Annotated in this window: 27 protein-coding genes and 2 pseudogenes; 18 read left to right on the forward strand and 11 right to left on the reverse strand. The window is 71.3% G+C overall.

The genetic code is table 11. The annotated features are described in order from the left end of the window. Positions 1 to 131: 131 nt before the first annotated feature. Positions 132 to 2,357 (forward strand): hypothetical protein, encoded by a 2,226-nt coding sequence (locus tag AC3CF1_RS04845; protein WP_355162588.1) that lies wholly within the window; start codon positions 132 to 134, stop codon positions 2,355 to 2,357. A gap of 25 nt (positions 2,358 to 2,382) precedes the next feature. After that, positions 2,383 to 2,874 (forward strand): SsrA-binding protein SmpB, encoded by a 492-nt coding sequence (smpB, locus tag AC3CF1_RS04850; RefSeq protein WP_088948483.1) that lies wholly within the window; start codon positions 2,383 to 2,385, stop codon positions 2,872 to 2,874. Positions 2,875 to 2,889: 15 nt separating this feature from the next. On the opposite strand, the gene AC3CF1_RS04855 is transcribed toward smpB, so the two are convergent. Next, positions 2,890 to 3,756: an aldo/keto reductase family oxidoreductase gene (locus tag AC3CF1_RS04855; RefSeq protein WP_488449652.1), complete on the reverse strand. Its 867-nt coding sequence runs from the start codon at positions 3,754 to 3,756 to the stop codon at positions 2,890 to 2,892. 139 nt (positions 3,757 to 3,895) lie between these two features. Here AC3CF1_RS04855 and AC3CF1_RS04860 point away from each other — a divergent pair, with 139 nt between their 5' ends. The 7 genes from AC3CF1_RS04860 (at position 3,896) to AC3CF1_RS04890 (ending at position 9,033) form a co-directional block, all read left to right on the forward strand. Then, positions 3,896 to 4,339, forward strand: a complete 444-nt coding sequence (locus tag AC3CF1_RS04860) for a winged helix-turn-helix transcriptional regulator (RefSeq protein WP_354983743.1) — start codon at positions 3,896 to 3,898, stop codon at positions 4,337 to 4,339. A gap of 134 nt (positions 4,340 to 4,473) precedes the next feature. After that, entirely contained in the window at positions 4,474 to 4,896 is a 423-nt protein-coding gene (locus AC3CF1_RS04865; RefSeq protein ID WP_088948486.1) for a TOBE domain-containing protein, read from the forward strand. After that, positions 4,893 to 5,678: a molybdate ABC transporter substrate-binding protein gene (gene modA / locus AC3CF1_RS04870; RefSeq protein WP_488449653.1), complete on the forward strand. Its 786-nt coding sequence runs from the start codon at positions 4,893 to 4,895 to the stop codon at positions 5,676 to 5,678. The genes AC3CF1_RS04865 and modA overlap by 4 nt, the downstream gene beginning before the upstream one ends. After that, positions 5,675 to 6,490, forward strand: a complete 816-nt coding sequence (locus AC3CF1_RS04875; RefSeq protein WP_099854125.1) for an ABC transporter permease — start codon at positions 5,675 to 5,677, stop codon at positions 6,488 to 6,490. The genes modA and AC3CF1_RS04875 overlap by 4 nt, the downstream gene beginning before the upstream one ends. After that, positions 6,487 to 7,554: an ABC transporter ATP-binding protein gene (locus AC3CF1_RS04880; protein WP_488449654.1), complete on the forward strand. Its 1,068-nt coding sequence runs from the start codon at positions 6,487 to 6,489 to the stop codon at positions 7,552 to 7,554. The genes AC3CF1_RS04875 and AC3CF1_RS04880 overlap by 4 nt, the downstream gene beginning before the upstream one ends. 153 nt (positions 7,555 to 7,707) lie before the next feature. Further along, the gene (locus tag AC3CF1_RS04885) at positions 7,708 to 8,286 is read left to right on the forward strand and encodes a dihydrofolate reductase family protein (RefSeq protein WP_488449655.1); all 579 of its coding nucleotides are present in this window, start codon (positions 7,708 to 7,710) and stop codon (positions 8,284 to 8,286) included. 72 nt (positions 8,287 to 8,358) lie between these two features. Continuing rightward, positions 8,359 to 9,033 (forward strand): cytidylate kinase family protein, encoded by a 675-nt coding sequence (locus AC3CF1_RS04890; RefSeq protein ID WP_488449656.1) that lies wholly within the window; start codon positions 8,359 to 8,361, stop codon positions 9,031 to 9,033. A gap of 68 nt (positions 9,034 to 9,101) precedes the next feature. Here AC3CF1_RS04890 and AC3CF1_RS04895 read toward each other — a convergent pair whose 3' ends face one another. The 4 genes from AC3CF1_RS04895 to AC3CF1_RS04910 all read right to left on the reverse strand — a co-directional run bounded on the left by AC3CF1_RS04895 (position 9,102) and on the right by AC3CF1_RS04910 (position 11,908). Beyond that, positions 9,102 to 9,515: a type II toxin-antitoxin system Phd/YefM family antitoxin gene (locus AC3CF1_RS04895; protein ID WP_354983749.1), complete on the reverse strand. Its 414-nt coding sequence runs from the start codon at positions 9,513 to 9,515 to the stop codon at positions 9,102 to 9,104. Positions 9,516 to 9,554: 39 nt separating this feature from the next. After that, positions 9,555 to 10,127 (reverse strand): GNAT family N-acetyltransferase, encoded by a 573-nt coding sequence (locus AC3CF1_RS04900; protein WP_488449657.1) that lies wholly within the window; start codon positions 10,125 to 10,127, stop codon positions 9,555 to 9,557. Positions 10,128 to 10,207: 80 nt separating this feature from the next. After that, positions 10,208 to 10,648: an EVE domain-containing protein gene (locus tag AC3CF1_RS04905; RefSeq protein WP_330466906.1), complete on the reverse strand. Its 441-nt coding sequence runs from the start codon at positions 10,646 to 10,648 to the stop codon at positions 10,208 to 10,210. A gap of 33 nt (positions 10,649 to 10,681) precedes the next feature. Then, the gene (locus tag AC3CF1_RS04910) at positions 10,682 to 11,908 is read right to left on the reverse strand and encodes a hypothetical protein (RefSeq protein WP_488449658.1); all 1,227 of its coding nucleotides are present in this window, start codon (positions 11,906 to 11,908) and stop codon (positions 10,682 to 10,684) included. A gap of 181 nt (positions 11,909 to 12,089) precedes the next feature. On the opposite strand from AC3CF1_RS04910, the gene AC3CF1_RS04915 reads away from it, so the two are divergent. Further along, the gene (locus AC3CF1_RS04915; RefSeq protein ID WP_488449659.1) at positions 12,090 to 13,649 is read left to right on the forward strand and encodes an NAD(P)/FAD-dependent oxidoreductase; all 1,560 of its coding nucleotides are present in this window, start codon (positions 12,090 to 12,092) and stop codon (positions 13,647 to 13,649) included. Positions 13,650 to 13,698: 49 nt separating this feature from the next. Here AC3CF1_RS04915 and AC3CF1_RS04920 read toward each other — a convergent pair whose 3' ends face one another. Next, complete coding sequence (locus AC3CF1_RS04920; protein ID WP_328374307.1) at positions 13,699 to 14,196, reverse strand: YcxB family protein; 498 nt, start codon at positions 14,194 to 14,196, stop codon at positions 13,699 to 13,701. A gap of 132 nt (positions 14,197 to 14,328) precedes the next feature. Between AC3CF1_RS04920 and AC3CF1_RS04925 the strand changes: the two genes are divergently transcribed. Then, on the forward strand, positions 14,329 to 14,862 hold the full coding sequence (locus tag AC3CF1_RS04925; protein WP_488449660.1) for a DUF6817 domain-containing protein: 534 nt from the start codon (positions 14,329 to 14,331) through the stop codon (positions 14,860 to 14,862). Between the two features lie 83 nt (positions 14,863 to 14,945). Next, the gene (locus AC3CF1_RS04930) at positions 14,946 to 15,314 is read left to right on the forward strand and encodes a pantetheine-phosphate adenylyltransferase (protein ID WP_488449661.1); all 369 of its coding nucleotides are present in this window, start codon (positions 14,946 to 14,948) and stop codon (positions 15,312 to 15,314) included. Between the two features lie 28 nt (positions 15,315 to 15,342). On the opposite strand, the gene AC3CF1_RS04935 is transcribed toward AC3CF1_RS04930, so the two are convergent. Continuing rightward, entirely contained in the window at positions 15,343 to 16,158 is an 816-nt protein-coding gene (locus tag AC3CF1_RS04935) for a hypothetical protein (RefSeq protein ID WP_488449662.1), read from the reverse strand. Between the two features lie 257 nt (positions 16,159 to 16,415). On the opposite strand from AC3CF1_RS04935, the gene AC3CF1_RS04940 reads away from it, so the two are divergent. Next, a complete protein-coding gene (locus AC3CF1_RS04940; RefSeq protein WP_354983758.1) occupies positions 16,416 to 17,168 on the forward strand; it encodes a GNAT family N-acetyltransferase in 753 nt (250 codons plus the stop codon). A gap of 79 nt (positions 17,169 to 17,247) precedes the next feature. Here AC3CF1_RS04940 and AC3CF1_RS04945 read toward each other — a convergent pair whose 3' ends face one another. Continuing rightward, positions 17,248 to 18,093, reverse strand: a complete 846-nt coding sequence (locus AC3CF1_RS04945) for an SAM-dependent methyltransferase (protein WP_354983759.1) — start codon at positions 18,091 to 18,093, stop codon at positions 17,248 to 17,250. 238 nt (positions 18,094 to 18,331) lie between these two features. On the opposite strand from AC3CF1_RS04945, the pseudogene AC3CF1_RS04950 reads away from it, so the two are divergent. From AC3CF1_RS04950 to AC3CF1_RS04960, 3 genes and pseudogenes are all read left to right on the forward strand, one after another. Next, positions 18,332 to 19,498, forward strand: a pseudogene (locus tag AC3CF1_RS04950) (ThuA domain-containing protein); the annotation flags it as partial. A gap of 1 nt (position 19,499) precedes the next feature. Further along, positions 19,500 to 21,797, forward strand: a complete 2,298-nt coding sequence (locus AC3CF1_RS04955; protein ID WP_488449663.1) for a PKD domain-containing protein — start codon at positions 19,500 to 19,502, stop codon at positions 21,795 to 21,797. A gap of 303 nt (positions 21,798 to 22,100) precedes the next feature. After that, entirely contained in the window at positions 22,101 to 22,445 is a 345-nt protein-coding gene (locus AC3CF1_RS04960) for a cupin domain-containing protein (protein ID WP_354983763.1), read from the forward strand. A gap of 121 nt (positions 22,446 to 22,566) precedes the next feature. Here AC3CF1_RS04960 and AC3CF1_RS04965 read toward each other — a convergent pair. After that, positions 22,567 to 22,719: pseudogene (locus AC3CF1_RS04965) on the reverse strand (GNAT family N-acetyltransferase); the annotation flags it as partial. Between the two features lie 100 nt (positions 22,720 to 22,819). Here AC3CF1_RS04965 and AC3CF1_RS04970 point away from each other — a divergent pair. Together AC3CF1_RS04970 and AC3CF1_RS04975 are read left to right on the forward strand one after the other, a co-directional pair. Further along, positions 22,820 to 23,257 (forward strand): MarR family transcriptional regulator, encoded by a 438-nt coding sequence (locus AC3CF1_RS04970; RefSeq protein ID WP_099854151.1) that lies wholly within the window; start codon positions 22,820 to 22,822, stop codon positions 23,255 to 23,257. Further along, the gene (locus tag AC3CF1_RS04975; RefSeq protein WP_488449664.1) at positions 23,244 to 23,765 is read left to right on the forward strand and encodes a hypothetical protein; all 522 of its coding nucleotides are present in this window, start codon (positions 23,244 to 23,246) and stop codon (positions 23,763 to 23,765) included. Before AC3CF1_RS04970 ends, AC3CF1_RS04975 begins: the two co-directional genes overlap by 14 nt. Here the strand turns inward: AC3CF1_RS04975 and AC3CF1_RS04980 are convergent. After that, a complete protein-coding gene (locus AC3CF1_RS04980; protein WP_488449665.1) occupies positions 23,762 to 24,946 on the reverse strand; it encodes a purine-cytosine permease family protein in 1,185 nt (394 codons plus the stop codon). The two genes, AC3CF1_RS04975 and AC3CF1_RS04980, sit on opposite strands and share 4 nt — an antisense overlap. Beyond that, complete coding sequence (locus tag AC3CF1_RS04985) at positions 24,939 to 25,775, reverse strand: sugar phosphate isomerase/epimerase family protein (RefSeq protein ID WP_488452041.1); 837 nt, start codon at positions 25,773 to 25,775, stop codon at positions 24,939 to 24,941. Before AC3CF1_RS04985 ends, AC3CF1_RS04980 begins: the two co-directional genes overlap by 8 nt. Positions 25,776 to 25,790 lie beyond the last annotated feature (15 nt).

Below are 25,790 nucleotides of genomic sequence, written 5' to 3' on the forward strand. Positions count from 1 at the left end.
ACCGCACGGTTGACCGGCCCGGGACCGGGTAAGCCGGTGAGCCGCACGGGCGCCCGAACACCGGCGACCCGCCCGGTTGCCGTGCACACCTCGGGGGGCCCATGGCGGACGCGACACCGACCGGACCGACGATGTCGGGCGCGATCGTGGAGCTGCGGGTGCACGGCGTCTCCGGCGCGGGGGCGGACCAGGTGCTGGACCGGCCGTACGTGCACCAGGTCGCCGGGGACCGCAGCGGAGGGTTCTACCGACCGCGCCCCGGTTATCCGGACTCGACGGGGACGGACGGGGTGACGCTGGAGGCGTACCGCTGGAGCGACCTGCCGTCCGGCACGGCCGTGCGGACGCTGTCGTTGGTGTTCCTGTTGCCGTTCATGCTCTGCAACGTGGCGCTCTGGATGCGCCCGGCGAACACCGCTTCGAAGCTCGGCTTCATGGCGCTGTGCCGGGTGCTCGCCCTCACCCTCACCATGCTCTACGTGCTCTCCATCGTCGGGGTGGCGTTGGACCTGGTCGCCTGGCGCTGCATGGACACCCCGTCGTGCCTGGCCGGGCGGAGCTGGCTGTCCTGGCTCGGCGGACGCCCGACCGGGCTGCGCCTGGGAGTGCTGGCGTTGGTGCCGGTCGCCGCCATCGGGTTGGTCTGGTGGCTCGGCGCCCGCCCGGGCCACTCGTTCGACGCGTTCCGGACCCCGTCGACCCCGACCTCGAAGCACCAGTTGAGTGCGGTCGGCCAGTGGGACGGTGAGCCACTGGTGGGTCGGCTGCGCTCGGTCCACGTCGCGGCGGCGTTCGCCACCCTCGACGGCAGCCTGCTGGCCGCCCGTGCCAGCCAGCACCGCTCGTGGGTGATGGTGATCCTGCTGGCGGCCACCGGGGCGGTGCTGCTGACCTGCCTGGTCCTGCTCACCGTGGTGCCGAGCATCGACCGGACCGACCCGGCGCCCCGGGTGGACGCCTTCTTCCGCGGGCTGCGCACGATCGCCTGCGGTGTGACGATGTTGGTTATCGTGCACGTCGTCATCAGTCCGGCCCCGTGGCCGCAGGGCCGCGCGCTGCCGGGTTACGGCGCGATGGTGGCCTGGCTGTTCGTCAGCCAGATGATGCTGATGACCGCCCTCGCCGCGCTGGTGATCTGGCGGCGGGGTGGCGGGCAGCGCGGGGCGCCGCTGCGTTCGTTGGGTGCGCCGGTCTTCGTCACGATCGCGGCCGGACTCGCCGTGGCGTTCTCCGCCGAGCTGGTCTACCGGGTGGCGGACCTGCTTGATCGCGAAGGGACGACCGCGGACGGCCTGGAGACCAGCCCTCCCCTGCCGTACAAGTGGGCGATTTTCGGGTTTTTCATGGCGGTGGTGACCGCCCTGCTGGTGGCGGCTCTGGTCACCAGGCTGACCCGGCGCGGGCGGCGGCGGGCCGCCCAGGCGATCGTGGCCGCCGACTTTCCGCACGCGCCCGCGTCGGCGGCGGACCGGCTGCGTCGGGTCGAGCGGGCGATAGCCCGGGCCCGGTTCACCGAGCGGCTGGAACCGCTCTCCGTGGTGTACGCCGGGCTGGCGGCCCTCGGCCTGTCCACCAGCGTTCTCGGCCTGTTCCAGCTCATGCCGGGCGAGCTGGCTCAGCGCTACGTCGGGGTGCCCGAGGGCATGGTCAACTTCCTGATCGGGTCGGGCAGCTACGCGATCGCCGCGATCCTGCTCGGCCTGGTGATCGGCGGCCTCTTCGCCTACCGCACGGCCGGGTTCCGTCGCTACGTGGGTGTGCTCTGGGACCTGGGCACGTTCTGGCCCCGGGCGGCACACCCGTTCGCACCGCCCTGCTATGCCGAGCGGGCCGTGCCGGAGTTGGCCAAGCGGATCTCCTACCTGGTGGAACAGGGTCACGGCGTGCTGCTGGCCGGGCACAGCCACGGCTCGGTGCTGCTCGCCGCCACCGTGCTGCAACTGCCCACCCGGATCACCGACCGGGTCGCCCTGCTGACCTACGGGTCGCCACTGGGTCGGTTGTACTCGCGGCTGTTCCCGGCGTACGCCGACGAGCCGGCGCTGCGGGAGATCGGCGAGCGGGTCGGCTGGCGCTGGATCAACCTGTGGCGCGACACCGACCCGATCGGCGGGTGGATCTTCGCCTCCCACCGGCCCGGGGAGGCGGAGACGCTGACCGGGCCGGCGGCGATGGTGGATCGCCGGTTGGTCGACCCGGAGGATGTGGTGCCGGCGCCCAGCGACAGCGTTCCCCCACCGATCCTGGGGCACTGGCCGTGTGAGTCGCAGGATGAGTTCGCCGAGTCGGTGCGGGAGCTGACCGGGCGACTGCTTCCGGGGCGGCAGGCGACCGGCGGAGCCGGCCGGCCCGGCTGAGGCAGCGGCCGGATATCGTCGCGGGGTGAGCCCCTCCAAGCAGCCCGAACGCCGGTTGATCGCCTCGAACAAGAAGGCCCGGCACGAGTACACAGTGCTGCGGACGTACGAGGCGGGGATCGTGCTGGTCGGGACCGAGGTGAAGTCGCTGCGCGAGGGGCGGGCTTCGCTGGTGGACGCGTTCGCGCACGAACGCGACGGTGAGATCGTGCTGTACGGCCTGCACATCGCCGAGTACACCTACGGCACCTGGACCAACCACGCTCCTCGCCGCAATCGCAAGCTGCTGCTGCACCGGGCCGAGATCGACCGGATCCTGGACAAGGTCCGCGAGGGTGGGGTGACCATGGTCCCGCTGTCGATGTACTTCGAGAACGGCTACGCCAAGGTCGAGCTGGCCCTGGCCAAGGGCAAGCGCTCCTACGACAAGCGGCAGACGCTGGCCGAGCGCGACGCCAACCGCGAGATCGCCCGCGAGCTGGGCCGGCACCTCAAGGGCCATCCCCGCCGGCCCTGACGTCCACCCTTCTCGCTAGCGGCCGATCTTGTCCAACTCGGCGAGGTCGTCGTCGGAGAGGGGCAGTGCGGCGCCCGCGATGTTCTCGCGCAGGTGTGTCGTGGACGAGGTGCCCGGGATCAGCAGGATGTTCGGCGAACGCCGCAGCAGCCAGGCCAGGGCGACCGACATCGGTGCCGCCTCCAGCCGAGCCGCCACGGTCGAGAGCACCGAGGACTGCAGGGGGCTGAAGCCGCCGAGAGGAAAGAACGGCACATAGGCGATGCCCTGCTCGGCGAGCGCGTCGATCAGCTCGTCGTCCTGGCGGTGCGCGAGGTTGTACATGTTCTGCACGCACACGATCGGCGCGATGGCCTGCGCCTCGGCGACCTGTTCCGGCGTCGCGTTGCTCACTCCGAGGTGCCGGATCAGGCCCTGCTGCTGAAGGCCGACGAGTGTCTCGAACGCCTCGGCGACCGAACCGGGCTGCGGGCCCGCGGCATCGCCGAGCCGGAGGTTGACAAGGTCGAGCACGTCGAGGCCGAGTGTCTCGAGGTTCTCGTGCACGGACCGGCGCAGGCTCTCCGGGTCACGGGCCGGTGGCCAGCCGCCCTGCTGGTCGCGGTTCGCGCCGACCTTGGTCACGATGTTCAGCGAATCGGGGTACGGGTGCAGCGCTTCCCGGATCAGCTGGTTGGTGACATGCGGCCCGTAGGCCTCGGAGGTGTCGATGTGGGTGATGCCCAACTCGACGGCCGCGCGAAGGACGGCGAGTGCGCCGCCGCGGTCGGCCGGCGGTCCCATGACCCACGGGCCGGCCAGCTGCATGGCGCCGTAGCCGAACCGGGTGACCGGCAGGTCTCCCAGCGTCCAGGTGCCGCCGGGAAGGGAGGTGGAGACCATGTTCGTACCTCTGGCTTTCGTGTCGCACTGAGCGGTGCTGGTGCATCGTCTACCTGCTCCACTATCGGGGTGTAACTTCATGATGGGAAGTAGGCACCTGAAGGTGCGTAACGCCCCCAACGGCGGGAGGAGCGGTCCGATGACAACGACGACGGCGGCGCGGAAGAGGGTTCAGGCCAAGGCGGAATATGACGCCTTCCTGGCGCAGTGTCCGAGCCGCAAGCTGCTCGACCGCATCGCGGACAAGTGGGTCACGTTGGTTCTGGCCGCGCTCCGCAGCGACGGTTCGCACCAGTTCGGCGCCGACTGTGCCGGCGAACCGCGGCCGATGCGGTACTCGGAGCTGTCGCGCCTCCTGGCCGGGGTCAGTCAGAAGATGCTGACCCAGACGCTGCGCTCCCTGGAACGCGACGGTCTGGTCACCCGCACCGTGGTGCCGACCGTGCCCGTCACCGTCACCTACGAGCTGACCGACCTCGGTGTCTCCCTGCACGAGGTGATACGCGGCCTGAAGGGCTGGGCCGAGACGCACATGGACGACGTGCTCGCCAACCGCGCGACGTACGACAACCAGGTCGCCTGAGCCGCTCCGCCTCCCAACGACGGAACCACGCAACACCCGGTCGCGCACCTACGGCCGGACAAGCCCACAGGAGTACGCAGAAACAGCACAGTCCGGCCTTTCGTGCTCGCAGATGCGGCAGCTAGGGTGAGCCGGTGACGATGTTCCGGATCGGTGAGGCGGCCGACCTGCTCGGCGTCAGCAGCGACACCATTCGCCGCTGGGTCGATGCCGGGCGGCTGACGGCCGGGCGCGACGAGCACGGCCACCGGGTGATCGACGGTGTCGACCTGGCCGCGTTCGCCCGCGCCCAGGCCGCCGACCCGGACGCGGGCGCCGAGTTCTCCTCGGCCCGCAACCGGCTGCGCGGCATCGTCGTCGACGTCCGCAAGGACACGGTGATGGCCCAGGTCGACATCCAGGCCGGCCCGTTCCGCGTCGTGTCGCTGATGAGCCGGGAGGCGGTCGACGAGCTCGATCTGCGGGTCGGCTCGATGGCCGTCGCGGTGATCAAGTCGACCACGGTCGTGGTGGAGCGGGCCGCACCCGCCCCGAGCAGGGGAAGGTCGGGCGGATGAGCGCGCGGGCGACGCGTACGGCGATGGCCGTGGTCATGGCGTTGACCGTCGCCGGCTGCGGCGCGGGCGACGACCGAGCCTCCGGCGGCGCCGCGGACGGCCGGGGCACCGGCGCGGTGACGGTGTTCGCGGCCGCCTCGCTGACCGAGTCGTTCCGCCGGATCGGCAAGGACTTCGAGGCCGTCAACCCCGGCAGCACCGTGACCCTGAATGTCGCGGGCAGCTCGGCCCTGGCCAACCAGATCAACCAGGGCGCGCCGGCGGACGTGTTCGCCTCCGCTGCCCGGGCGAACATGGCCACGGTCACCGAGGCGGGCAACGCCGACGGCACACCGACCACCTTCGCCCGCAACCAGTTGGTCATCGCGGTGCCCCGGGGCAACCCGGGAGGCGTGACCGGGCTGGCCGACCTGAGCAGGCCCGGCGTGAAGGTGGCGCTCTGCGCCGACCAGGTGCCCTGTGGCGCGGCGGCCCGCACCGCCCTGGACACGGCCGGCGTCGCGCTGACGCCGGTCACCCTGGAGCAGGACGTCAAGGGTGCGCTCGCCAAGGTGAAGCTCGGTGAGGTCGACGCGGCCCTGGTCTACCGCACCGACGCGCGAGCGGCGAGCGCCGACGTGACCGGGGTGGAGTTTCCCGAGTCGGCGCGGGCGGTCAACGACTACCCGATCGTCGCGCTGAAGGACGCGCCGAATCCGGCCGGCGCGAGGGCCTTCGTCACGTACATCCGCTCGGCGCCGGCGCAGGCGGTCCTCGCCGAGGCCGGTTTCCAGGCGCCATGAGCCAGCTCCTTGAGCACGCAGCGCCCCGACGGCGGGGGCGGGTGCCGATCGCGCTGCTGATCCCCGCCGGGTTGGGGCTGCTCTTCCTCGTCCTGCCGTTGGCTGGGCTGGTGATCCGGGCGCCGTGGACCACGCTGCCGCAGCGGCTCACCGAGCCGGGCGCGCTGACCGCTCTGCGGCTGTCGGTGCAGACCGCGACCCTGGCCACCGTGCTCTGCCTGCTGCTCGGGGTGCCCCTCGCCTGGGTGCTGGCCCGGGTCGAGTTCCCCGGCCGTCGACTGGTCCGCGCGCTGGTCACCGTGCCGCTGGTGCTGCCGCCGGTGGTCGGTGGGGTGGCGCTGTTGCTGGTCTTCGGTCGGCGTGGGCTGCTCGGCGGCTGGCTCGACGCCACGTTCGGCATCACCCTGCCGTTCACCACCGCGGGTGTCGTGTTGGCCGAGTCGTTCGTGGCCATGCCGTTCCTGGTCATCGCCGTGGAGGGTGCGCTGCGCGCCGCCGACCACCGCTTCGAGGAGGCCGCCGCGACGCTGGGCGCGAGCCGATGGACCACCTTCACCCATGTCACGCTGCCCCTGGTGGCGCCCGGGTTGGCCGCCGGCGCGGTGCTCTGCTGGGCCCGGGCCCTCGGCGAGTTCGGCGCCACCATCACCTTCGCGGGCAACTATCCCGGGCGTACGCAGACCATGCCGCTGGCCGTCTACCTGGCGTTGGAGACCGACCTGGAGTCCGCGATCGTGCTCAGTCTGGTGCTGCTCGTCGTGTCGGTGGGCATCCTGGTGGCGTTGCGCGACCGGTGGATGAGCAGCGCATGAGCGGTGCACTGCTGGACGCCCGGCTCGTCGTCGACCGGGGCGCCTTCCGGCTCGACGTGCCGCTGCGGGTCGCGCCCGGCGAGGTGGTCGCGGTGCTCGGCCCGAACGGCGCCGGCAAGACCACCGCGCTGCGCGCGCTGGCGGGGCTGCATCCGCTCACCGCCGGTCACGTCACCCTCGGCGCCATCGACCTGGACCGCCCGGCGACGCGCGGCTGGGTGCCCACCGAGCGCCGGCCGATCGGTGTGGTCTTCCAGGACTACCTGCTGTTTCCGCATCTCAGCGCACTGGACAACGTGGCCTTCGGGCCTCGCCGGCACGGCGTCGACCGGAAGACCGCTCGCGCCACGGCCCGGCACTGGCTCGACCGGGTGGGGCTGGACGCCCAGGCGCACCGCCGCCCCCGGCAGCTCTCCGGTGGTCAGGCGCAGCGGGTGGCGTTGGCTCGCGCGCTGGCCGTCGCGCCGTCGCTGCTGCTGCTGGACGAGCCACTCGCCGCGTTGGACGCCCGCACCCGACTGGACACCCGCGCGGAGCTGCACCGCCACCTGTCCGCGCACCCGGGCGCGACGGTGCTGGTCACCCACGACCCGCTGGACGCCCTCGCGCTGGCCGACCGACTGGTCATCGTCGAGGGTGGTCGCGTGGTGCAGGAGGGTGACGGGCCGAGCGTCACCGCCCGCCCGCGCACCGACTACGTCGCCCGGCTGGTCGGGCTCAACCTGTACCGGGGCAGGGCCGAAGGGCACGGGGTACGCGTCGCACCGGACCTGACCCTCACCGTCGCCGACCGGTTGGACGGCGAGGCCTTCGTGGCGTTCCGTCCGGCGGCGGTGGCCCTGCACCCGTCCCGACCGGAGGGCAGCCCACGCAACACCTGGGCGGGGACGGTGGCCGGCGTCCAGCGGCACGGCGACAACCTCCGGGTGCAGCTGGACGGGCCGATCGGGGTGGCCGCCGACGTCACGCCGGCCGCCGCCGCCCAGCTGCGACTGATTCCCGGTCAGCGGGTCTGGGTGGCGGTCAAGGCGGCCGAGACGCACGCCTACCCGGCCACCGGCTGACTGCCGGGCCACCAGCCCGCCCAGCTCATGAGGACACGGACGAGGAGCCAGCCGCGACGGTGGTGGGCCCGCTGTCGTTTCGTCCAGGACGGCCACCGCGGTCGCCATCTAGCCTGGACCCGGCAGCTCACCCGAGCATGAGGAGACAGCACAATGCGCAACCTGGTCTACACCGGTTTCATGTCGCTCGACGGCGTCGTGGACTCGCCCGGCGGCGGGCCGTCAGAGGAGCACCGCAGCGGTGGGTGGGTGTTCAAGGACCTCGAGTTCGTCCCGGAAGCCTGGTCGCTGAAGGGCGAGGAGCTCGCGGACACGACGGCGTTGATGTTCGGCCGTCGCAGCTACGAGGCGTTCGCGGCGGTCTGGCCCGGCTCCGAGGACCACGCCGACTACAAGGACCTGCCCAAGTACGTGGTGTCGACCTCGCTGTCCGACGACGCCATCGTCGACGGTTGGGGGCCGACCACGATCCTGCGCTCGACGGAGGACGTCGCCGCGCTCAAGGAGGGCGAAGGCGGCGCGATCTTCATCCACGGGAGCGCCGAGCTGGCTCGGCGGCTGTCCGACGCGGGCCTGATCGACCAGTACAACCTGCTCGTCTTCCCCGTGCTGCTCGGTGCCGGCAAGAGCCTGTTCGGCCGGGCCGACCGGGACAAGCACATGCTGACGCTGCGGGAATCGGAGAGCTACCCGAACGGCATCCTCAAGCTGGTCTACGACGTCAAGCGGTGATCCAGGTCGAGGGCGATCGCGCCGCCGGCCCGGTCGCGCAGCTGCCGGTGCGGTCGACGGAGGAGCGCTGTGATGGAGCAGGGCACGCGCGAGGAGGTGCTCGGCCGGCTGGCCGAGGCCGTCGGGTCCGTGACGGTCGCACACCCGACGCGGGTGGCCGTCGACGGACCGCCCGCGGCCGGCAAGACCACCCTCGCCGACGAACTGGCCGTCGTCCTGCGAGCACAGGGTCGCGACGTCATCCGGGCGACGATCGACGACTTCCTCTTTCCCCGGGCACAGCGCTATCCGCGTGGCGAGTATTCGGCCGAAGGCTGCTACTTCGACACGCACGATCACGGCGCGCTGAACCGGGTTCTGCTGGATCCGCTCGGGCCGAACGGAGATCGACGCTTCCAACCCGCGGTCTACGACCACGCCACGGACACTGTGCTGGCCCCGCCGGTCACGACTGCCGCAGCCGACGCCGTGCTGCTCTTCGACGGCGTCTTTCTCATGCGCCCGGAACTGATCGACCGGTGGGACCTGCGCGTCTTCGTGTCGACCGCGCTCGAATCGACAGTGGAACGTGCCGTGATCCGGGAGCGTCGGGTGTCGTCACAGGTCGACGTCGAGCGGCGCTGGCGGGAGCGTTACATCCCCGCCCAGCAGCTCTATTTCGCCACCGTCCGTCCGACCGATCACGCCGACATCATCGTGCACAACGACGAGCCCCGACGGCCGCTCTGGGAGACCCGGACACGCTGACCGTGCTCCGGGTCCGGATGCCTGGAGACGCCGAACTGCCCGCCGTCAACCGGGCGGAGCGGAGGCGGTCAGTCGGCGAGCAGGTCGTGGTGTGCGGCGCGCAGCCGGGCCAGCGCCGGGTCGCTGCCGGGGACGACCCGGCGATCCAGCTCGGCCCACACCTCGGCCAGCGCCACGCGGACCGCACTCAGCTCGGCGGCGTGCCGCTGGCTGCTGCGTCGGTGCTGCTCGTCGAGGCGCCGGGCCCAGCCGGCGGTGACCGCGGCGAGCCGGTCGGCGTCGGCGCGGGCCTGCGCGGCGCTGCGGGCGGCCGAGGCGGGGACGATCGCGGCGACCGGGCGGGGATCGCCGTCGCGGGTGACGACGGTGACCGCGTCGGTCAGCTCGGCCAGCGCGACGAGCTGGCTGAACCGGGTGCGCGCCTCACGCAGCGGCACGGAACGCGGCGGGTCGGGATGAGGGGTGAGCGCGGGGACGGCCATGGATGCATGGTGTCGCCCGGGTACGACAGATTTGCGTCGTCAGTGGACGGTGGTCGGCGATCCGCTCGCTCCGGCCAGCCACTCGTCGGCCAGCACCGACCAGACTTCGAGGTCGATTCGCCCCTGCGGGCCGGGGATGACCTGGCGCAGCGTGCCGTCCAGGCGCAGGCCGAGTCGACGGGCGAGTGCCTTGCTGCGGGTGTTGTCGGCGTTGGTCCGCCACTCCACCCGCTGGATGCCGCGCTCGCGCACCGCCCAGTCGACGATCCGGCGGACCGCCGGCGCCACCATGCCCTTTCCCTCGGCTGCCGGCTCCACCCAGCAGCCGACCTCGCAGACACCCCGGGTCACGTCGAACGACACGAGCATGACCCCGCCGACCAGCGTGCCGCGCCGCCACATCCCCCAGATGCCGCCACTGTCGCTGGCCCACCGGTCGGCGTACCGCTGCAACACCGCACGGGCCGACGCCAGGTCGGTGGCCACGAAGGTCGGCGACACCCAGGGCTGGATGTGCTCCCGGGCCCGGTCGAGGTTGGCGAGGAACTCCTCGGCAAGCCAAGGGTCCAGCGGGCGCAGCTCGACCTCCTCGGTCAGCGGCAGGGCGAACACCGGGCCTCCCCGAAGGTGCGCTGGCAACGACGGGTAGCAGACTCGCACAGGGCCGCAGGCCGGCTGCGGGCCGGGGCCGCTCACTCCGGCAGATGGGTACGCAGGGCGGCGAACTGGGCCACTGTCAGGTAGGAGGGGTTGGCGGCCTGCGGTTGACGGAACACCTCCAGGTCGGCGAGTCGGTCATCGGCGCGCAACACCGTGCGGGGCACCCGGTCGCCGGCGGCGAGGATGGGCAGGTCCAGTGGCACCGACCAGGGCTGGCCGCCAGCGCCTGGCTCGGGCGCCCCGGTGACCCGTCCGACACCCCACACCCCGTACGGCAGTCGGGCACGGCTGCCGCTGGCCCAGAAGACCACCGGCTGCCCGGCGCGCATGAGCCGCGCCCGATAGCCGGGGCGTACGCACCAGCTCGTCACCAGTGGCTCGGCGGCGAACCGGGCGGTGAGGTCGACCAGGTCGGCGTTGCCCTTGATCAGCCAGGCACCCAGGTCGTCGAGTCGCACCCGTGGCTCGGTCATCCGCTCATCCTGCCCGGCAGACGGCCACCCCAATCAGATGATCATGTGGGTCCAGTAGCTGAGCCAGAGCACGAACAGGGCGCCCTGCACGACGGCGAGCGTCGCGGTCAGCCACACGTCGACGCTCGCGCGGCGGGCCCAGCGCGCCAGCACCAGCGCCACCGGGAAGGCGGCGAGCAGGTAGCGCAGCAGACTCTTGTACACCGCCGGGCCCATCGACAGGGGCACCAGCACCATGAGTACGCCGTACACCAGGTAGGGCAGCTCCCGGCGGCGGAACCCGGCGACCAGCACCGCCAACACGGCCACCGCGAACCACAGCCGCGCGGCGTCGCGTGGTTCCCCGGCTAGCCCGTGCAGCAGCACCGGCACCGGGTTCTGCACCCTGATTCCCCAGCCGGTCTCCTGGGCGTGCTGGTAGGCGAACCAGTCCCCGCCGCGCCACCGGCAGTACGCCATGAAGGTGAACCACCCGGCGGGCAGCAGCAGCAACGGCCAGCCGATCCGCAGATAGCCGAGCAGGGCGCGCGGCCCGAGCCGCCAGTCGTGCTGGCGGAGCAGCACCAGGGCCAGCGGCAGCGCCACGAGCAGCCCGACGGAGCGGCTCATCGCCAGGAAGTAGCCGAGCACGCCGACCAGCAACCAGCGGCGCCGCTCGGCGTAGTAGAACGCGGCCAGCGCGAGACAGACGAACAGCGACTCGGTCAGCGCCGCCTGGAACAGGAAGGCGGTCGGCAGCAGCACCAGGTACCGGGTGAACCGGCGGGCCGCGGCCGCGTCGCCGAGCAGGAGTTCGGCCAGCCGGTAGCCGTACCAGAGCGCCAGCAGGAACGCCACGTTGCTGATCACCAGCAGGGCCAGCGCGTTGTCGCCGCCGAGCACCGCGCCAAGGGGCCGGGCCAGGAACGGGTACAGCAGCGGGAACCCGAAGTCCCGCCACGCCCCGGTCAGCGGCAGCTCGCTCAGCCGCAGGTAGAGCAGAGCGTCCCAGGCGAACCAGAAGGAGATCCACCGGTGCCCGGAGATCTCCCGCTGTTGCGCCCACATCAGCGCCTCGTCCGGCGGTGGTGCCCCGGGAATGCCGTCCCATGCGTGCAGGGCCAGCAGCCCGAGCAGGGTCAGCACCACCTTCGCGCCGAGGAACAGACCGATGACGTACGCCCAGGGCTCCGGCACCCGGCGAGCCAGGCGGGCCGCGCCGCGGCCGGCCGTGGCCGTGCGGGCGGCCAGCGCCGCCGCGCCGCTGCGCCACCGGTGCATCCGCCCCCGCTCCCCCACCTCCGTCGGCCCGCCCGCCGCCGACGCGGGGTGTCGCCCTTCTCGTTGTACGCCGCCGCACGCCGCACCGGAGCGAAAATGAACCACCATCAAGGGTGACATTACGCGCAGAACGGGTACGCGCCGCGCCTCAACCATCACGGTGGGCAGGGAGCGCGGCAGCATGAGTGAGCAGCACGGCACGGTGATCATCGGTGCGGGGCCGGCAGGGCTCACTGCGGCGTACGAGCTGCTGAGACACGGCCTGCCGGTGCAGGTGTTCGAGGCGGACGAGGTGGTCGGCGGGATCAGCCGGACCGTGGAGCGCGACGGGTGGCGGTTCGACATCGGCGGGCACCGGTTCTTCACGAAGGTGCCCCGGGTGGAGTCGTTCTGGCACGAGATCCTGCCCGACGAGGACTTCCTGACCCGACCCCGGATGAGCCGGATTTTCTACCGGGGCGCGCTGTTCAACTACCCGCTCAGCGCCATGAACGCCCTGCGCAACCTGGGGCTGCCCGAGGCGGCCCGCTGCCTCGGCTCGTACGCCCGGGCCCGCCTGCGCCCACCGAAAGATCAGTCGCACTTCGAGGGCTGGGTGTCGGCCCGATTCGGCTGGCGGCTGTACTCGATCTTCTTCAAGACGTACACCGAGAAGGTGTGGGGAATGCCGGCCGACCGGTTGCAGGCCGACTGGGCCGCGCAGCGGATCAAGAACCTGTCGCTGGCCACGGCGATCCGCAACGCGCTGCTGCCCAGCCGCCGACGCACGGACGTGACCAGCCTGATCGAGGAGTTCCAGTACCCGAAGTACGGGCCGGGGATGATGTGGGAACGCTGCGCCGAGCAGGTCCGCAAGCGTGGCGGACAGCTGTCGACCGGCACCTGGGTGACCGCCGTGCACCGCGACCCGAAGCGACGGCGGGCGATCAGCGTGACGGTCGACGGCGCGGGCGGGCAGCGTACCCAACCGGCCGACGACGTGATCTCGTCGATGCCGATCTCGGAGCTGGTGGCCGCGCTGCGTCCGCCGGCACCGCCGGAGGTGCTGGCCTGCGCCGCCGACCTGCGTTACCGCGACTTCCTGACGGTCGCGCTGGTGGTGCCGGCGGAGTTCTCGTTCCCCGACAACTGGATCTACGTGCACGACCCGGGAGTGCGGGTGGGCCGGATCCAGAACTTCGGCTCCTGGTCGCCGTACCTCGTCAAGGACGGGCGCACCTGCCTCGGGCTGGAGTACTTCGTGTTCGAGGACGACGAGATGTGGCGTACCCCGGATGCCGACCTCGTGGCGTTGGCGACCGCGGAGCTGGAGCGGTTGGGGTTGGTCCGACCCGGTGTGGTGGAGGCCGGCTACGTCGTGCGCATGCCGAAGGCCTACCCGGTGTACGACGAGCGCTACCAGCACAACGTGGACGTCATCCGTGCCTGGCTGGCCGAGGCGGTGCCGAACGTGCACCCGGTGGGCCGCAACGGCATGCACCGCTACAACAACCAGGACCACTCGATGCTGACCGCGATGCTCACGGCCGAGAACATCGCCACTGGCAGTACCCATGACGTCTGGTCGGTCAACGTCGAGCAGGACTACCACGAGGAGTCCTCCGGCGGCGACGGTCGACGGGGCACGGGCCGGGACGCGCCGGTGGTGCCCAGCCGGATCATCGCGGGTCCGATCAATGCGCCCGAGGGTGTCGGCGCCGCGGGGAGTGGCGATCGACCCAGGCAGGTGCCGCTGGGCTGACGCCGCCGGACCCTGCGCCGCGCCACACATCGGCGATCCCGACGGCAGTTCAGCGATGGTGAAGCAGGCCTCGCTCGGCCATGTGGGCTCGCAACGTCTCGGCATCCTCGGCCGACATCAACCAGCGTGGGATCACGGTGGCCGGCATCCGGCCGACGTACACGATCCAGAAGTCCGGAGTGTCCCTGACCTGGGCGACCCCGTCCCAGGCGATGCCGCCGGACTCCGAGCCGCTACGCATCATGATGTTGGCATCGGTGATGTCGTAGGCGCCCTCGACGGCATAGCCACTGGAACGGCGTCGGGCGCGCAACCGCACCCAGGGCCAGTAGAGCATCGACAGCACGCCACCCACGATCAGCGTCACCCACAGCGGCGAGATCTGCTCGCCCCACGAGAACCCCCGCGACAGTGCCAGACCGATCGCTCCGACCGCCGCCAGCGTCGCACCGATGTAGCTGAACCTGCGCAGCCGAACACTGGCGAGCGCAGCGGCCACCCGGCCCGGGTAGGCGGGATCGGCGGGGACGTCGAATCGGATGTGCACGTCAGAACGATAGTGCCCCGAACCACGTGTGGGCCTGGCGGACACCGAACCGCCGGTGCTGGCCGGGATGCTGTGACATATCGCCCAGCCCAGAGGCCACCGAAGCAGCAAGCCGATACCTACAGTCGGGCCATGAGCACCGACGAAGCCGCGCGGGCCTGGCTCCGCCGGCACGGAGCGGAGCAGATCGCCCATCCCGGTGGCAACCTGTACGACCACCTGTGTCGGGTCAGCGAACGACTCGCCGTGCTCGGCTGCGGCAGCGACGTGCAGGTCGCGGGCCTCACGCACGCCGTCTACGGCACCGACGGGTTCGACCTCGCCCTGCTCGATCGCGCCGATCGCGCGGTGCTGCGGGACCTCGTCGGCGCCGACGCGGAAGAGCTTGTCTACCTGTACGGCGCCTGCGACCGTGAACGCAGCTGGCGAAAGCTGGCACAGACCGGCCAGGTGTTCGACCGCTTCGTACATCAGGTGCGGACGCCGGATGCGGCTCAACTGCGGTCGCTCGTGGACCTGAGCATCGTCAACGAACTGGACGTCATTGAGCAGGATCCTGCGGTGGCGGACCGGCACGGCCCCTACTTCCGCGACCTGTTCGCCTCCTGGGCCCCACTGGCCTCCGAGGAGGTCATCCGCGATGCGCAGCGGGTCCTGCGGCCGTGACATCGACGGCACACACCCGCGTACCTGTCCGCGCCGTCTACCCCGGCAGCTTTGATCCCTTCACTCCCGGGCATGCGAACGTGGTGAACCGGGCACGGGGCCTGTTCGACGAGGTGGTAGTGCTCGTCGCGGTCAACGGCACCAAGCATCCGACGATCAACGAGGAGGAGCGAGCGGCCGCTGTTCGGGCCATCCTGCCGGTGGAGTGGACCTCCGTCACCGTTGTGGCCTGGAGTGGATTGACCTCCGCCTACTGCCGAAGCCACGACGTGGGGGTGATCGTCCGCGGCGTGCGCAACACCACCGACCTTCAGGCCGAGTGTCAGCTCGCCGCGATGAACCAGTCGCTGGGCGTCCCCACGGTATTTCTGCCCACGCGGCCCGAACTGGCCGGGGTGTCCTCCACCGCGGTGCGGGCGCTGGGGACGTTGCCCCCGTCCACGCAGCCGTAGGACGCGAGACATCGGCGGACCCCAGGCATCACGGCAGGCGCGTGCAGTGTGCCACCGTGGCGTCGTCCGGGGCCTGAGCGGCAACGGCACCGAGGCCGTCGGCTTCGGCCTGCCGGACGCGGCGGATGACACCGGATGGACCGTCGGCGGCGAGCAGTGCCAGGACGCCCGGCCAGTCGGTGAGGCCGTACGGGCTGACGATACGGCTGGCACCGTTGCTGAGCAGCGCGGCGCCGTTCAGGTCGGCGAGGGACCGGCTGCCGGTCACCGCCTCCCGGGCCGCGCGCGGGTCGTCCTTGGCGATCCAGTAGCCGCCGACCTGGTTCCGGCGGGCCCGCAGCGCCTCCGCGCAGGAGTCGCGGACACGGTCGTACTCCAGGGTTCCCGGTGCAATGCCGTCCAGGGGCGCCGAGCAGTCACGCCGGGCGGTGACCTCACGGTCGTCGGTGATCACCTGAGGGCCGCCGTGGGCCGGGTCGAGGATGAGGAACGAGTCCGCGAGCAGCAGATAGTCAAGGCGGCCCCGGTACGTGCGCAGCACCGCGACGGTGGCCTGCGGGCTGCGCGGGTCCCCGATGTCGCAGGTGTCGCCGTGCTCGGCGGCCACCTCGTCGATGGCGGTGGCGAGGACGGCCGTGAGGTCCTGCCCGTCGTCGCGCGACAGGTGGCCGAGCAGTGCTCCGCCGAGGCGCTGCGTGTACCAGGCGACCCCGTGGAGGCAGAGCGATTCGGCCCCGGGGATGCCGGCACCGTCGAGCAGGACGACAGCGCCGGGAACGGCGCCGACGAAGTCCTCGTTCGACCGACCGGCCCGACCGGCGCTCGTCGCCAGGCTGACGTGCACGTGTGCGCTCCTTCTCTGGGTGAGAGCAGTAATCGAGGTTGACAAGCTCAAGCCAGCTGCGGCAACCTTGCGGTCCACCACGCGAATGGCGTGGCCACTCTGCATGAAGGAATGACGCCTGTGATCCGGGTAGGCCGAGCGACCGCCTGAGTGTTGACCACGCGACGAATGGTCGTCGCGCTGTTCTCCACGGTGAGCGGTCCAACGCTTCCTTCGCCCATCGCAGCTTCTCCCATGCATCGAGGTTCACGTTGACCATGGATGTCCGCATCCAGCAGTCCGTCGTCGCCAATCTGTCCAACCGACCCGCACCCGTAGAGGTGGGGCCATTCGTGATCGGGATGGATCCGACAACGGCCAGTCCCCACATCAACTACGCGACTCCGCATCCCGGTGCTGTCATCACCGCAGCTGACGTCACCGCCCTGGTCGCGGCCTTCCGCGCAGCTGATCGCAAACCGCGCCTGGAGTACGTCATCAGCTGCGCCTCCGGTCTGGAGGCACTCCTGGTCGCTGCCGGCTTCATCGTGGAAGCGCGGCACACCTACCTGGTCTGTGTGCCGGGCGCATTGACGACACCACCCACGCTCGACCACCTCAAGCTGCACGAACCCGGCACCGATGCTGAACGCGCCGCACTGATCGGTGCCCAGAACGAAGCCTTCGGGGGCGATCCGGTGGCCTCCAGTGCTGACGTGGCTCGGCTCCGGCGCCAACAGGAGGCGGGCGGCGTGATCGTCATGGCCGTCACTGACGACGGCACCTGCGCCGGAGGCGGTGGAGCGGCCCCGCCCACCGACGCGGTGAGCGAGGTCGCCGGCATCGCCGTTCGCGCGCCCTACCGCCGTCGGGGACTGGCTGGCGCGATCACCGCCGAGATCACCCGGCGGCTGTTCACCACGGGCACGGAGATCACCTGGTTGGAGGCCTCCAGCGAGGATTCGTGGCGGATATACGAGCGCGTCGGTTACCGACCCGCCGGTGAACGGCTCTACATCGGTTTGGGCTGAGGTCCGAAACAGGCCCCGGGCCGAGGTCCACCGACCAGGGCCCGGGGTTGCCTCTCCGGCACACGACGAAACACCCCGATCAGGGTTTGCGGGCGACCGCGCCGTAGATCGAGGCGTCGGCCAGGGCTGGCCGCTGCTCCGGCGGCACCTGCGGGCGCCACTCGGTGACCGGCACGATGCCGGGCTCGGCCAGCTCCAGGCCGGTGAAGAAGCGGGCGAACTCGGCACGGTCGCGGGGCACGGCATCCTGCTTCATCCGGCCGGAGGCGAACTCGGCGTACATCCGCTCGACGATCTGGTTGGGGATGTGGTCGGTGGTGAAGTGGGTCAGCGTTAGCCAACTGCCTGACGGCAGCGCGTCGAGCAGCCGGGCGACGTGCTCGTGTGGGCGGTCGTCGTCGGTCAGGAAGTGCGTCACGGCGATCAGCACCAGGCCCACCGGCTGGGACAGGTCCAGTGTGGTGTGCAGTTGCGGGTCGGCGAGGATCTTCTCCGGATCGCGCAGGTCGGCGTCGAGGTAGGCGGTGGCACCGGCAGGGTCGCTGGTCAACAGCGCCCGAGCGTGGACCAGCACCATCGGGTCGTTGTCGACGTAGACCACCCGGGACCCGGGCGCGACGGACTGCGCAGCCTCGTGGGTGTTGTCGGCGCTCGGGATGCCGGTGCCGATGTCGAGGAACTGCCGAATGCCGGCCTCCTGGGCGAGGAACCGGACGGCCCGGCCGAGGAAGGCCCGGTTCTCCCGGGCGAGGGTGCGTACTCCCGGATAGACGGCCGCGATCTGGTCCCCGGACTCCCGGTCGACAGCGAAGTTGTCCTTGCCGCCGAGCCAGTAGTTGTAGCGGCGAGCCGGATGCACCACAGTGGTGTCGATTCGGTCGGCACCCCGACCCTCGGGTGATTCCGACGTGGATGGCACCGTCACGAGACCTCCCCAGGTCACCCGGCTGCGTCGCCGTCTGGCACGACGCACGATCTGACCATGGTAGGTGCTGGGCGTGGGACCGCGGGGCCCGTCCGGGCCTCGCCGACCCGGCGGCGACACCGCAGGAAACCGCTTACCAGTACGCTATTGACGGTCGTCACTGGCTGTCAGTACCGTGATGCGGGCAGCAAGAAAGCGCTTTCCGACCCTCACCGTCCAACAGGGAGCGAGCGCCCCCATGCCCCGACACCTCCGCGCGTTCTGCCTCATCCTGCTCACCATCGCCGCCGTGGTGAGCACCACCACCGCCCTGCCCGCCGAAGCCGCCCCACGCTTCCGGGTGCTGGTCTTCTCCAAGATCACCAACTTCTACCACGACTCGATCCCGGCCGGCATCGCCGCGATCCAGCAGCTCGGCGCCGCCCACAACTTCGAGGTCGTCGCCACCACCGACGCCGCCGCGTTCACCGACGCCAACCTCGCCACGTTCGACGCCCTGGTCTTCAACAACACCAACTCGCTCCCGACCTCGGGCGACCTGCTCAACGCCAGCCAGCGGGCCGCGCTGCAGACGTTCATCCGCAACGGCGGCGGCTGGGCCGGCCTGCACGCCGCCTCGGCCAGCGAGCGTGACTGGTCCTGGTACGAGGGCCTGGTCGGCACGATCTTCGACTACCACCCCGACTTCTCCTCCACCGGCGGCACCTTCCCCGGCCGGGTGAAGGTGCTCGACCGGGCGCACCCCTCCACCCGCAACCTGCCGGAGCTCTGGGAGCAGAGCGAGGAGTGGTACAACTGGCGGACCAACCCGACCGGCAACGTGCACACCCTCGCGCAGATCAAGGTGCGCGACGGGATCAACGGGCTGGACGAGGGCGTCGACCACGCGTACTCCTGGTGTCAGCGCTACGACGGCGGCCGGTCCTGGTTCACCGCCGGCGGGCACGCCAGCTCCCAGTTCAGCAGCGCGACGTTCCTGGAGCACCTGCGCTACGGCATCGAGTGGGCGGCCGGCGCTGTCGCCAGCGACTGCTCGGCCACCAGGACCAGCAACTTCGAGCGGGTGGGGCTGGTCACCGAGAACCTGGCCGACCCCTTCGAGTTGGCCGTCGGCCCGGACCGGAAGGTCTACTACATCCAGCGCACCGGCGCGCTGAAGGTGGTCAACTCCGACACCCTCCAGGTCACCACACTGCTGGACTTCGCGTACACCTCGGCGATGACCGACCAGTCCGACGGGCTGCTCGGGATGACCCTCGACCGCAACTTCGCCAGCAACGGCTGGATCTACCTGCTCTGGTCGGACAAGACCCTCAAACAGCTCAACCTGTCCCGGTTCACTGTCGCCAACAACAGCGTCGCGCTCTCCTCGGAGAAGCGCCTGCTGACCGTCCCCACCTACCGGGGTGAGGGTCGGGCCAACTCGCACATGGGCGGTTCGCTGGCCATGGACGCGGCCGGGGCGGCTCTACGCGGCGATCGGCGACAACACCGACCCGTTCGCCTCCAGCGGCTACACGCCCGTCGACGAGCGGGCCGGCCGCGCCGCCTGGGACGCCCAGGGCACCGCCGGCAACACCAACGACCTTCGCGGCAAGATCCTGCGGATCACCCCACAGGCCGACGGTACGTACACAGTGCCGAGCGGAAACCTCTTCCCGGCCGGCACCGCGAAGACCCGCCCGGAGGTCTACGCGATGGGCATGCGCAACCCGTTCCGGATCACCGTCGAGCCGCAGACCAACGCAGTGCTGGTGGCCGACTACGGCCCGGACGCCCGCGCCGCCGATCCCAACCGTGGCCCGGAGGGCACTGTCGAGTTCAACCGGATCACCGGTGCCGGCAACTACGGCTGGCCGTACTGCGTGGGCAACGACATCCCGTTCAACGACTACAACTTCGCCACCAGCACCTCCGGGGCGAAGTTCAACTGCGCCGCGCCGGTCAACAACTCGCCCAACAACACCGGCCTGACCACCCTGCCGGCGTCGAAGTCCGCGCTGGTCTGGTACGCGTACTCGGCCTCCACCCAGTTCCCCGAGGTGGGCACCGGCGGCGGCGGGCCAATGAGCGGCCCGGTCTACGACTACGACCCGGCCAACACCCGCACCACGAAGTTCCCCGAGTACTTCGAAGGCAAGTGGATCACCTATGAGCTGACCCGCAAATGGTTCAAGACGCTGTCGATCCACAAGACAGCGCAGACCTTCAGCAACGCGCGCTTCGGCCCCACCGCCGTGGGTGACCTCCAGTCGATCAACGGGATCTTCGGCAACATGAGCTGGATCCAGCCCTTCGAAGCGGAGTTCGGGCCGGACGGCTCGCTCTACGTCATCGACTTCGGCGAGGGCACCGGCAGCGGTCGCGGCGGCAGCAACGCCGGCGCGGGCATCTACCGCATCGACTACGTCGCCAACGGGCGGCCACCGGCCGTGAAGATCGCCGCCACCCCGGACAGCGGGCGCACCCCACTCGCGGTGTCGTTCTCCTCGGCCGGGTCGTCCGCCGGTGACGGTTCGGCGCTCAGCTACGCCTGGGACTTCACCAACGACGGCAGCACCGACTCCACAGCGGCCAACCCGAGCCACACCTACTCGACAGCCGGCAGGCACACCGCCCGGCTGACCGTCCGCAACAGCGGCAACGGGCTGACCGCCACCGCGGTCACCGAGGTGGTGGTCGGCAACACCCGGCCCACGGTGACCATCACCGTGCCCGACGGGGGCTTCTTCGACTTCGGCGACAAGATCCCGTACACGGTGACGGTCACCGACCCGGAGGAGACCACCATCGACTGCTCCAAGGTCACCGTGCAGACGCAGCTCGGTCACGACTCGCACGCCCATCCGCTGGACGTCTACACCGGCTGCTCGGGGCTGCTCGCCACCGAGGCCGACGCCGGTGACGGGCACGGGCCGGGGCAGAACCTCTACACCGTGGTCACCGCGCAGTACACCGACGGCGGCGCGGCCGGCGGCGTACCGGCACTGACCGGCTCGACCCGGGCCCAGTTGCAGCCCAAGAGCAAGGAGGCCGAGCACTTCACCGCCCAGTCCGGCATCATCGTGAACGACCGGGCGACCGCCCGCGCCGGCAAGCGGCTCGGCGAGGTCGACCACAACGACTGGGTGGCGTACGGGCCGGTCGACCTGCGCAACGTCGGCTCGGTGACGCTCGGGGTGACCAACGGCGGGCTCGGCGGCACCATCGAGCTGCGGACCGGCTCCCCCACCGGCACCCTGGTCGGCGCGGCCACCATCGGTTCGACCGGCGGATGGGACAACCTGGTGTCGCCCACCGTCACGCTCACCAACAAACCAGCCGGCACCACCACCCTGTACGCGAAGTTCGTCAACGCCGCCCAGGTCGGTGGCACCCCGGACCTGCTGTCGCTGGACTGGTTGCGGTTCAACGGCGCCGGGGTCAAACAGGAACCGGGCGGGACGCTCTCCCTCGCGGCCAACCCGGCCAGCGGCACCGCGCCGCTGGCCACCACGCTCACCGCCACCGCGACAGCGCCGTCCGGGCAGAGCATCACCGACTACGCGTGGGACTTCGGTGACAACAGCGCCATCACACACGGGGCGACGCTGCGGTCGACCGCCCACAGCTATCCCCGCAAGGGGACCTTCACCGCCCGGGTGACGACCACCTACACCAGCGGAGAGACCCGCTCGGCCAACCTGACCATCACGGTCAACTGATGATCGAGCGGTGGCGGGCAGGGATCGACCTGTCCGCCACCGCTCGGCCGCCGAGACGTCCAGAGGGGCGTGCTTCGGATGGCAGCGTCGACCGTTTGACGATGTTGCGGCCAGAAGATCCATTCCAGGGCCCGACCGCGCCAGCGACGCCGGCCGGGGCTTGGGCGGGAGCTGGCAGCGTAGATCTTGGACACTTACCGTTCAGGCCGAACGAAACTGTCCAAGATTGTCAGCTGTGGTCCGCCGGCGTACGTCACCACAGCAGGAAACCGGCGTTTGTCGATGCCGTACTAGGCTCCCTTCATGCTGATCATCGAAGGCGCGGGCCGGTGGACCGCACCCGCCGGGGCCGCCAACGACTGGGTCGAACAGCTGAGAGTGCCAGACCTGTCGGTGGGGACGTACTGCATCCCGGCGGGCGGTCTCGACGAGCAGAGCCCGCACACCGAGGACGAGATCTATGTGGTCACCGCGGGGCGGGCCCGGATCGTGACCCCGGACGGCGCGGCCCAGGTGGGCCCGGGTTCGGTGATCTTCGTGCCGGCTGGCGAGGAGCACCGGTTCGACGAGGTGACCGAGGACCTGGCGCTGCTGGTGGTGTTCGGCCCGGCGTACGGCTCGCGCGCTCCGGGTCCGCGAGCCGAGTAGGGCGGACGGGCCGCCAGCCCGGAGGGTCGACGTCCGTCGTTGGTGGACCGCCGAGCGGTGGGGTGGCCACCCGAGGGCGAGCAGGTAGATGTCCAGGCGTCGGGCCTGGCAGCCGCCCCGGTCAGTTGCGGGGCCAGACCTGAACCGGCACGTGCGGGAAGGCCACGGTCAGGAACTGTTCCGTGCGGCGGTCGCGCAACACGCAGTCCGGCCAGGTGTCCAGCACCTCCGGCAGGGTGCGGTGTCCGGGGGCCAGCTGGAGCAGGGCACCCGGTCGCTCGCCATTGTCGTGCCGTGTCTCCCGTGGGGCTCAGATACGGGTTCGCCCTCCACAATGGTTGCACGCTCGAACCATCTGGTTGTAGCGTCGAACCATGCAGCCTGGCGAGATCGACGCGGCGCAGGAGGCCCTGATGCGGTTCGTCCGCAACTTCGGCCTCCACCAGCCCGACCGGACTCCGTGCGGGCAGCCGCTGCCGGTCTCGGAGGCGCACGCCATGGTGGAGATCGCCCGGGAGGGGCAGATCCGGCAGGTGGAGCTGGCTCGCAGGCTGCGCCTGGAGAAGAGCACCGTCAGCCGCCTGGTCACCAACCTGGTCAACAGGGGCTGGTTGCACCGGGAGACAGCCGAGGGTGACGGTCGTGGCGTTCTGCTTCTGCTGACGGCTGCCGGCACCACCGCCGCCGCCCGGCAGGCCGACGCCCGCCGGGACCGGCTCACCACCCTGCTCGATCGCGTCCCCGACGACCAGCGCGCGGCAGTGGTGCGTGCGCTCCAGACCCTCGCGGAGGCCACCAATGAACCGTCCTGACCGCCCTCGTGCCCATCGCGCGCTGCTCCTGGCGGCCGTCGCTGCCACCGCGCTCAGCTTCGGCTGCGCCGACGACCCCGCACCGTCGACACCGACGGCCAGCTCCAGCCGACAGGCCGACGTCGCCGAGCGAGGCGCGTCCGTCATGCCGTTCGACCTGGATCGCACCACGCACCGCTTCACCAAGACCGACACCGGTGGCGTGCAGACCGTGGTCGCCGACGACCGCCAGGACACCACCCAGATCACTCTTGTCCAGCAGCATCTGACCGCTGAGGTCGAGCGGTTCCGGCGTGGCGACTTCGGCGATCCCGCCCGCATCCACGGCACCGAAATGCCCGGCCTGGCAGCGCTTCAGGCACACGACGGGCGGATCACCATCGAGTACGCGACCACACCCGACGGCGCACAGGCCACCTACACCACCGACGACGCCGCGCTCCGCGATGCCCTGCACCACTGGTTCGACGCCCAGGTCAGCGACCACGGCGAGCACGCCACCCGCTAGGCGCCACCATCGGCCGCCCGGGCCGCGTGTCCTTGCCGCCGCCAGAGCACGGTGCACGCCCCGGCCAGGGCCAGCCCGAGCAGCGGCGCGACGCCGACCCCGGCGAGCGTGCAGGCCACCGCCAGCAACGCGGCCGGCACCCAACACCAGGCGGGCACGGTCCGCGGCGCACGACCGCGTCGACGGGCCGCGGCTTCCACGGCCATCGGCACCACCAGCACCGGCAGCGCGGCGGCCAGGAGCGTCAACCACTGCAGCACGAGGCGGTCGAAACGCGCCACCGCCAGCACCCCGCCGAGGACCGCGACGACCAGCATCGCTGTACGAGCCGGCACGCGGGGTGCCAGGCCACGGATCGCCAGCGCCCCGGAGTACGTGGTGGTCAACGCGGCGGCGAAGACCGCCACAGCGACGAACAGATTCGCGTACGCGGCCAGGCCCGAGCCGGCGGCCAGCAGCGCGACCACGTCGGCCGAGCCGGTCCGCAGCCACAGGCCGGCGCCGGCGATCACCCCGAGCAGCGCGGGCCCGATCAGCAGCCCCACGCACCAGGCCAGGTCCCGCCGCCGGGCGAGGCCGACGCTGAAGTCCGGCGCGCGCAGCGCGAACACCGCCGCGTAGCCGATCAGCGCGGCGGCGTCGGCGAGCCCACCGGTGGCGAGGCGAACCGGCGCACCGGGTGGCGGCAGCACCGTCAGGCACCAGCCGACCAGGACCACCGCGCTGAGCGTGGTGAGCACGGCGACGCGGTTGCCGAGCCGGGCCGGCCCCCAGGAGACGGCCAGCACCGCCACCTCCAGCAGGACCGGCCCGGCCCAGCCCGGCAGGTCCGTCAGGGCGGCCAGGGAGGCCCCGCCGAGCCCGACGTTGAACCCGTTCCAGCCGACCATCGACACGGCCAGCACCGCCGCCAGCAGCAGCCGTGACGTGTTGCCCAGGTAGGCGGGCAGCACCGCGGTCAGCGTTCCGCCGTCGCCGAGCGGCCGGCGCAGGCCGATCCGGCCCTGCCCCCAGAGCAGCGCCGCCATCAGCACCCCGCCGACCAGCAGCCCGGCGACCGGCACCGCGCCGCCGTGCCGGGCCGCCATCGCCGCACCGAGCACCAGCGTGGCGGGCGCGGTGCCGATGCCCAACCACGCGCCGACCGCCGCCGGCCAGCGCCGCTCGGCAGTCTCAGACAACGTGGCGCAGGTAGCCGGCTATCGCCGCGTCCAGCACCTCCGCGCCCGGCCGCGCCCACACCTCGGCGGAGAAGACCTCCACCTCGATCGGGCCGCCGTAGCCGGCCGCGTCGACCGCCTCGCGCAACCGGCGCAGTTCGATGCACCCGTCGCCGGGCAGCGCCCGGCCGAGCAGCACCCCCTCCGGCAGCGGTGTCACCCAGTCGCAGACCTGGAACGCGGCGATCCGGGAGCCCGCCCGCGCGATCTGCGCGTACACCGTGTCGTCCCACCAGACGTGGTACGCGTCCACGACCACGCCGACCACCGTCGGGTCGAACCGCTCGGCGATGTCCAGGGCCTGACCGAGGCTGGCGATCACGCAGCGGTCGGCGGCGAACATCGGGTGCAGCGGCTCGATCGCCAGGCGTACGCCGGCGGCCTCGGCGTGCGGGGCCAGCTCACCGATCGCGTCCGCGACCCGCTGCCGGGCGCCGTCGATGTCCCTGCTGCCCGGCGGCAGCCCACCGGACACCAGCACCAGCTCCGGGGCACCCAGTGTGGCCGCCTCCTCGATGGCCAGCAGGTTCTGCGCGCGCCAGTCGTCGGTGGAGAAGAAGCCGCCCCGGCACAGCGAGGTGACGGTGAGACCGGCGTCGCGGACCAGCTTCGCGGATCGGGCCAGCCCATGATCGGCGACCGGCTCCCGCCACAGCCCGACGCCCGGCACCCCGGCGGCCACGCAGCCGGCCACCACGTCGGGCAGTGGCCACCGCTGGGCGGTCGCCTGGTTGAACGAGAAGCGCGCGAGGCTCTGTGGGCTTGCCGTTCGCGACTGCGGGGCTCGCAGGACCGGCTCACTCCT

This window comes from Micromonospora sp. MGP-C2, assembly GCF_057766525.1.

What these genes read in the sequence shown, in the direction of transcription:
- AC3CF1_RS04940 (WP_354983758.1), top strand. Translation starts at nt 16,416, where the DNA reads ATGGATGTCCGCATCCAGCAGTCCGTCGTCGCCAATCTGTCCAACCGA.
- AC3CF1_RS04910 (WP_488449658.1), bottom strand. Translation starts at nt 11,908, where the DNA reads ATGCACCGGTGGCGCAGCGGCGCGGCGGCGCTGGCCGCCCGCACGGCC.
- AC3CF1_RS04890 (WP_488449656.1), top strand. Translation starts at nt 8,359, where the DNA reads ATGGAGCAGGGCACGCGCGAGGAGGTGCTCGGCCGGCTGGCCGAGGCC.
- AC3CF1_RS04855 (WP_488449652.1), bottom strand. Translation starts at nt 3,756, where the DNA reads ATGGTCTCCACCTCCCTTCCCGGCGGCACCTGGACGCTGGGAGACCTG.
- AC3CF1_RS04915 (WP_488449659.1), top strand. Translation starts at nt 12,090, where the DNA reads ATGAGTGAGCAGCACGGCACGGTGATCATCGGTGCGGGGCCGGCAGGG.
- AC3CF1_RS04895 (WP_354983749.1), bottom strand. Translation starts at nt 9,515, where the DNA reads ATGGCCGTCCCCGCGCTCACCCCTCATCCCGACCCGCCGCGTTCCGTG.
- modA (WP_488449653.1), top strand. Translation starts at nt 4,893, where the DNA reads ATGAGCGCGCGGGCGACGCGTACGGCGATGGCCGTGGTCATGGCGTTG.
- AC3CF1_RS04925 (WP_488449660.1), top strand. Translation starts at nt 14,329, where the DNA reads ATGAGCACCGACGAAGCCGCGCGGGCCTGGCTCCGCCGGCACGGAGCG.
- AC3CF1_RS04845 (WP_355162588.1), top strand. Translation starts at nt 132, where the DNA reads ATGTCGGGCGCGATCGTGGAGCTGCGGGTGCACGGCGTCTCCGGCGCG.
- AC3CF1_RS04875 (WP_099854125.1), top strand. Translation starts at nt 5,675, where the DNA reads ATGAGCCAGCTCCTTGAGCACGCAGCGCCCCGACGGCGGGGGCGGGTG.
- AC3CF1_RS04970 (WP_099854151.1), top strand. Translation starts at nt 22,820, where the DNA reads ATGCAGCCTGGCGAGATCGACGCGGCGCAGGAGGCCCTGATGCGGTTC.
- AC3CF1_RS04975 (WP_488449664.1), top strand. Translation starts at nt 23,244, where the DNA reads ATGAACCGTCCTGACCGCCCTCGTGCCCATCGCGCGCTGCTCCTGGCG.
- AC3CF1_RS04960 (WP_354983763.1), top strand. Translation starts at nt 22,101, where the DNA reads ATGCTGATCATCGAAGGCGCGGGCCGGTGGACCGCACCCGCCGGGGCC.
- AC3CF1_RS04905 (WP_330466906.1), bottom strand. Translation starts at nt 10,648, where the DNA reads ATGACCGAGCCACGGGTGCGACTCGACGACCTGGGTGCCTGGCTGATC.
- AC3CF1_RS04885 (WP_488449655.1), top strand. Translation starts at nt 7,708, where the DNA reads ATGCGCAACCTGGTCTACACCGGTTTCATGTCGCTCGACGGCGTCGTG.
- AC3CF1_RS04880 (WP_488449654.1), top strand. Translation starts at nt 6,487, where the DNA reads ATGAGCGGTGCACTGCTGGACGCCCGGCTCGTCGTCGACCGGGGCGCC.
- AC3CF1_RS04860 (WP_354983743.1), top strand. Translation starts at nt 3,896, where the DNA reads ATGACAACGACGACGGCGGCGCGGAAGAGGGTTCAGGCCAAGGCGGAA.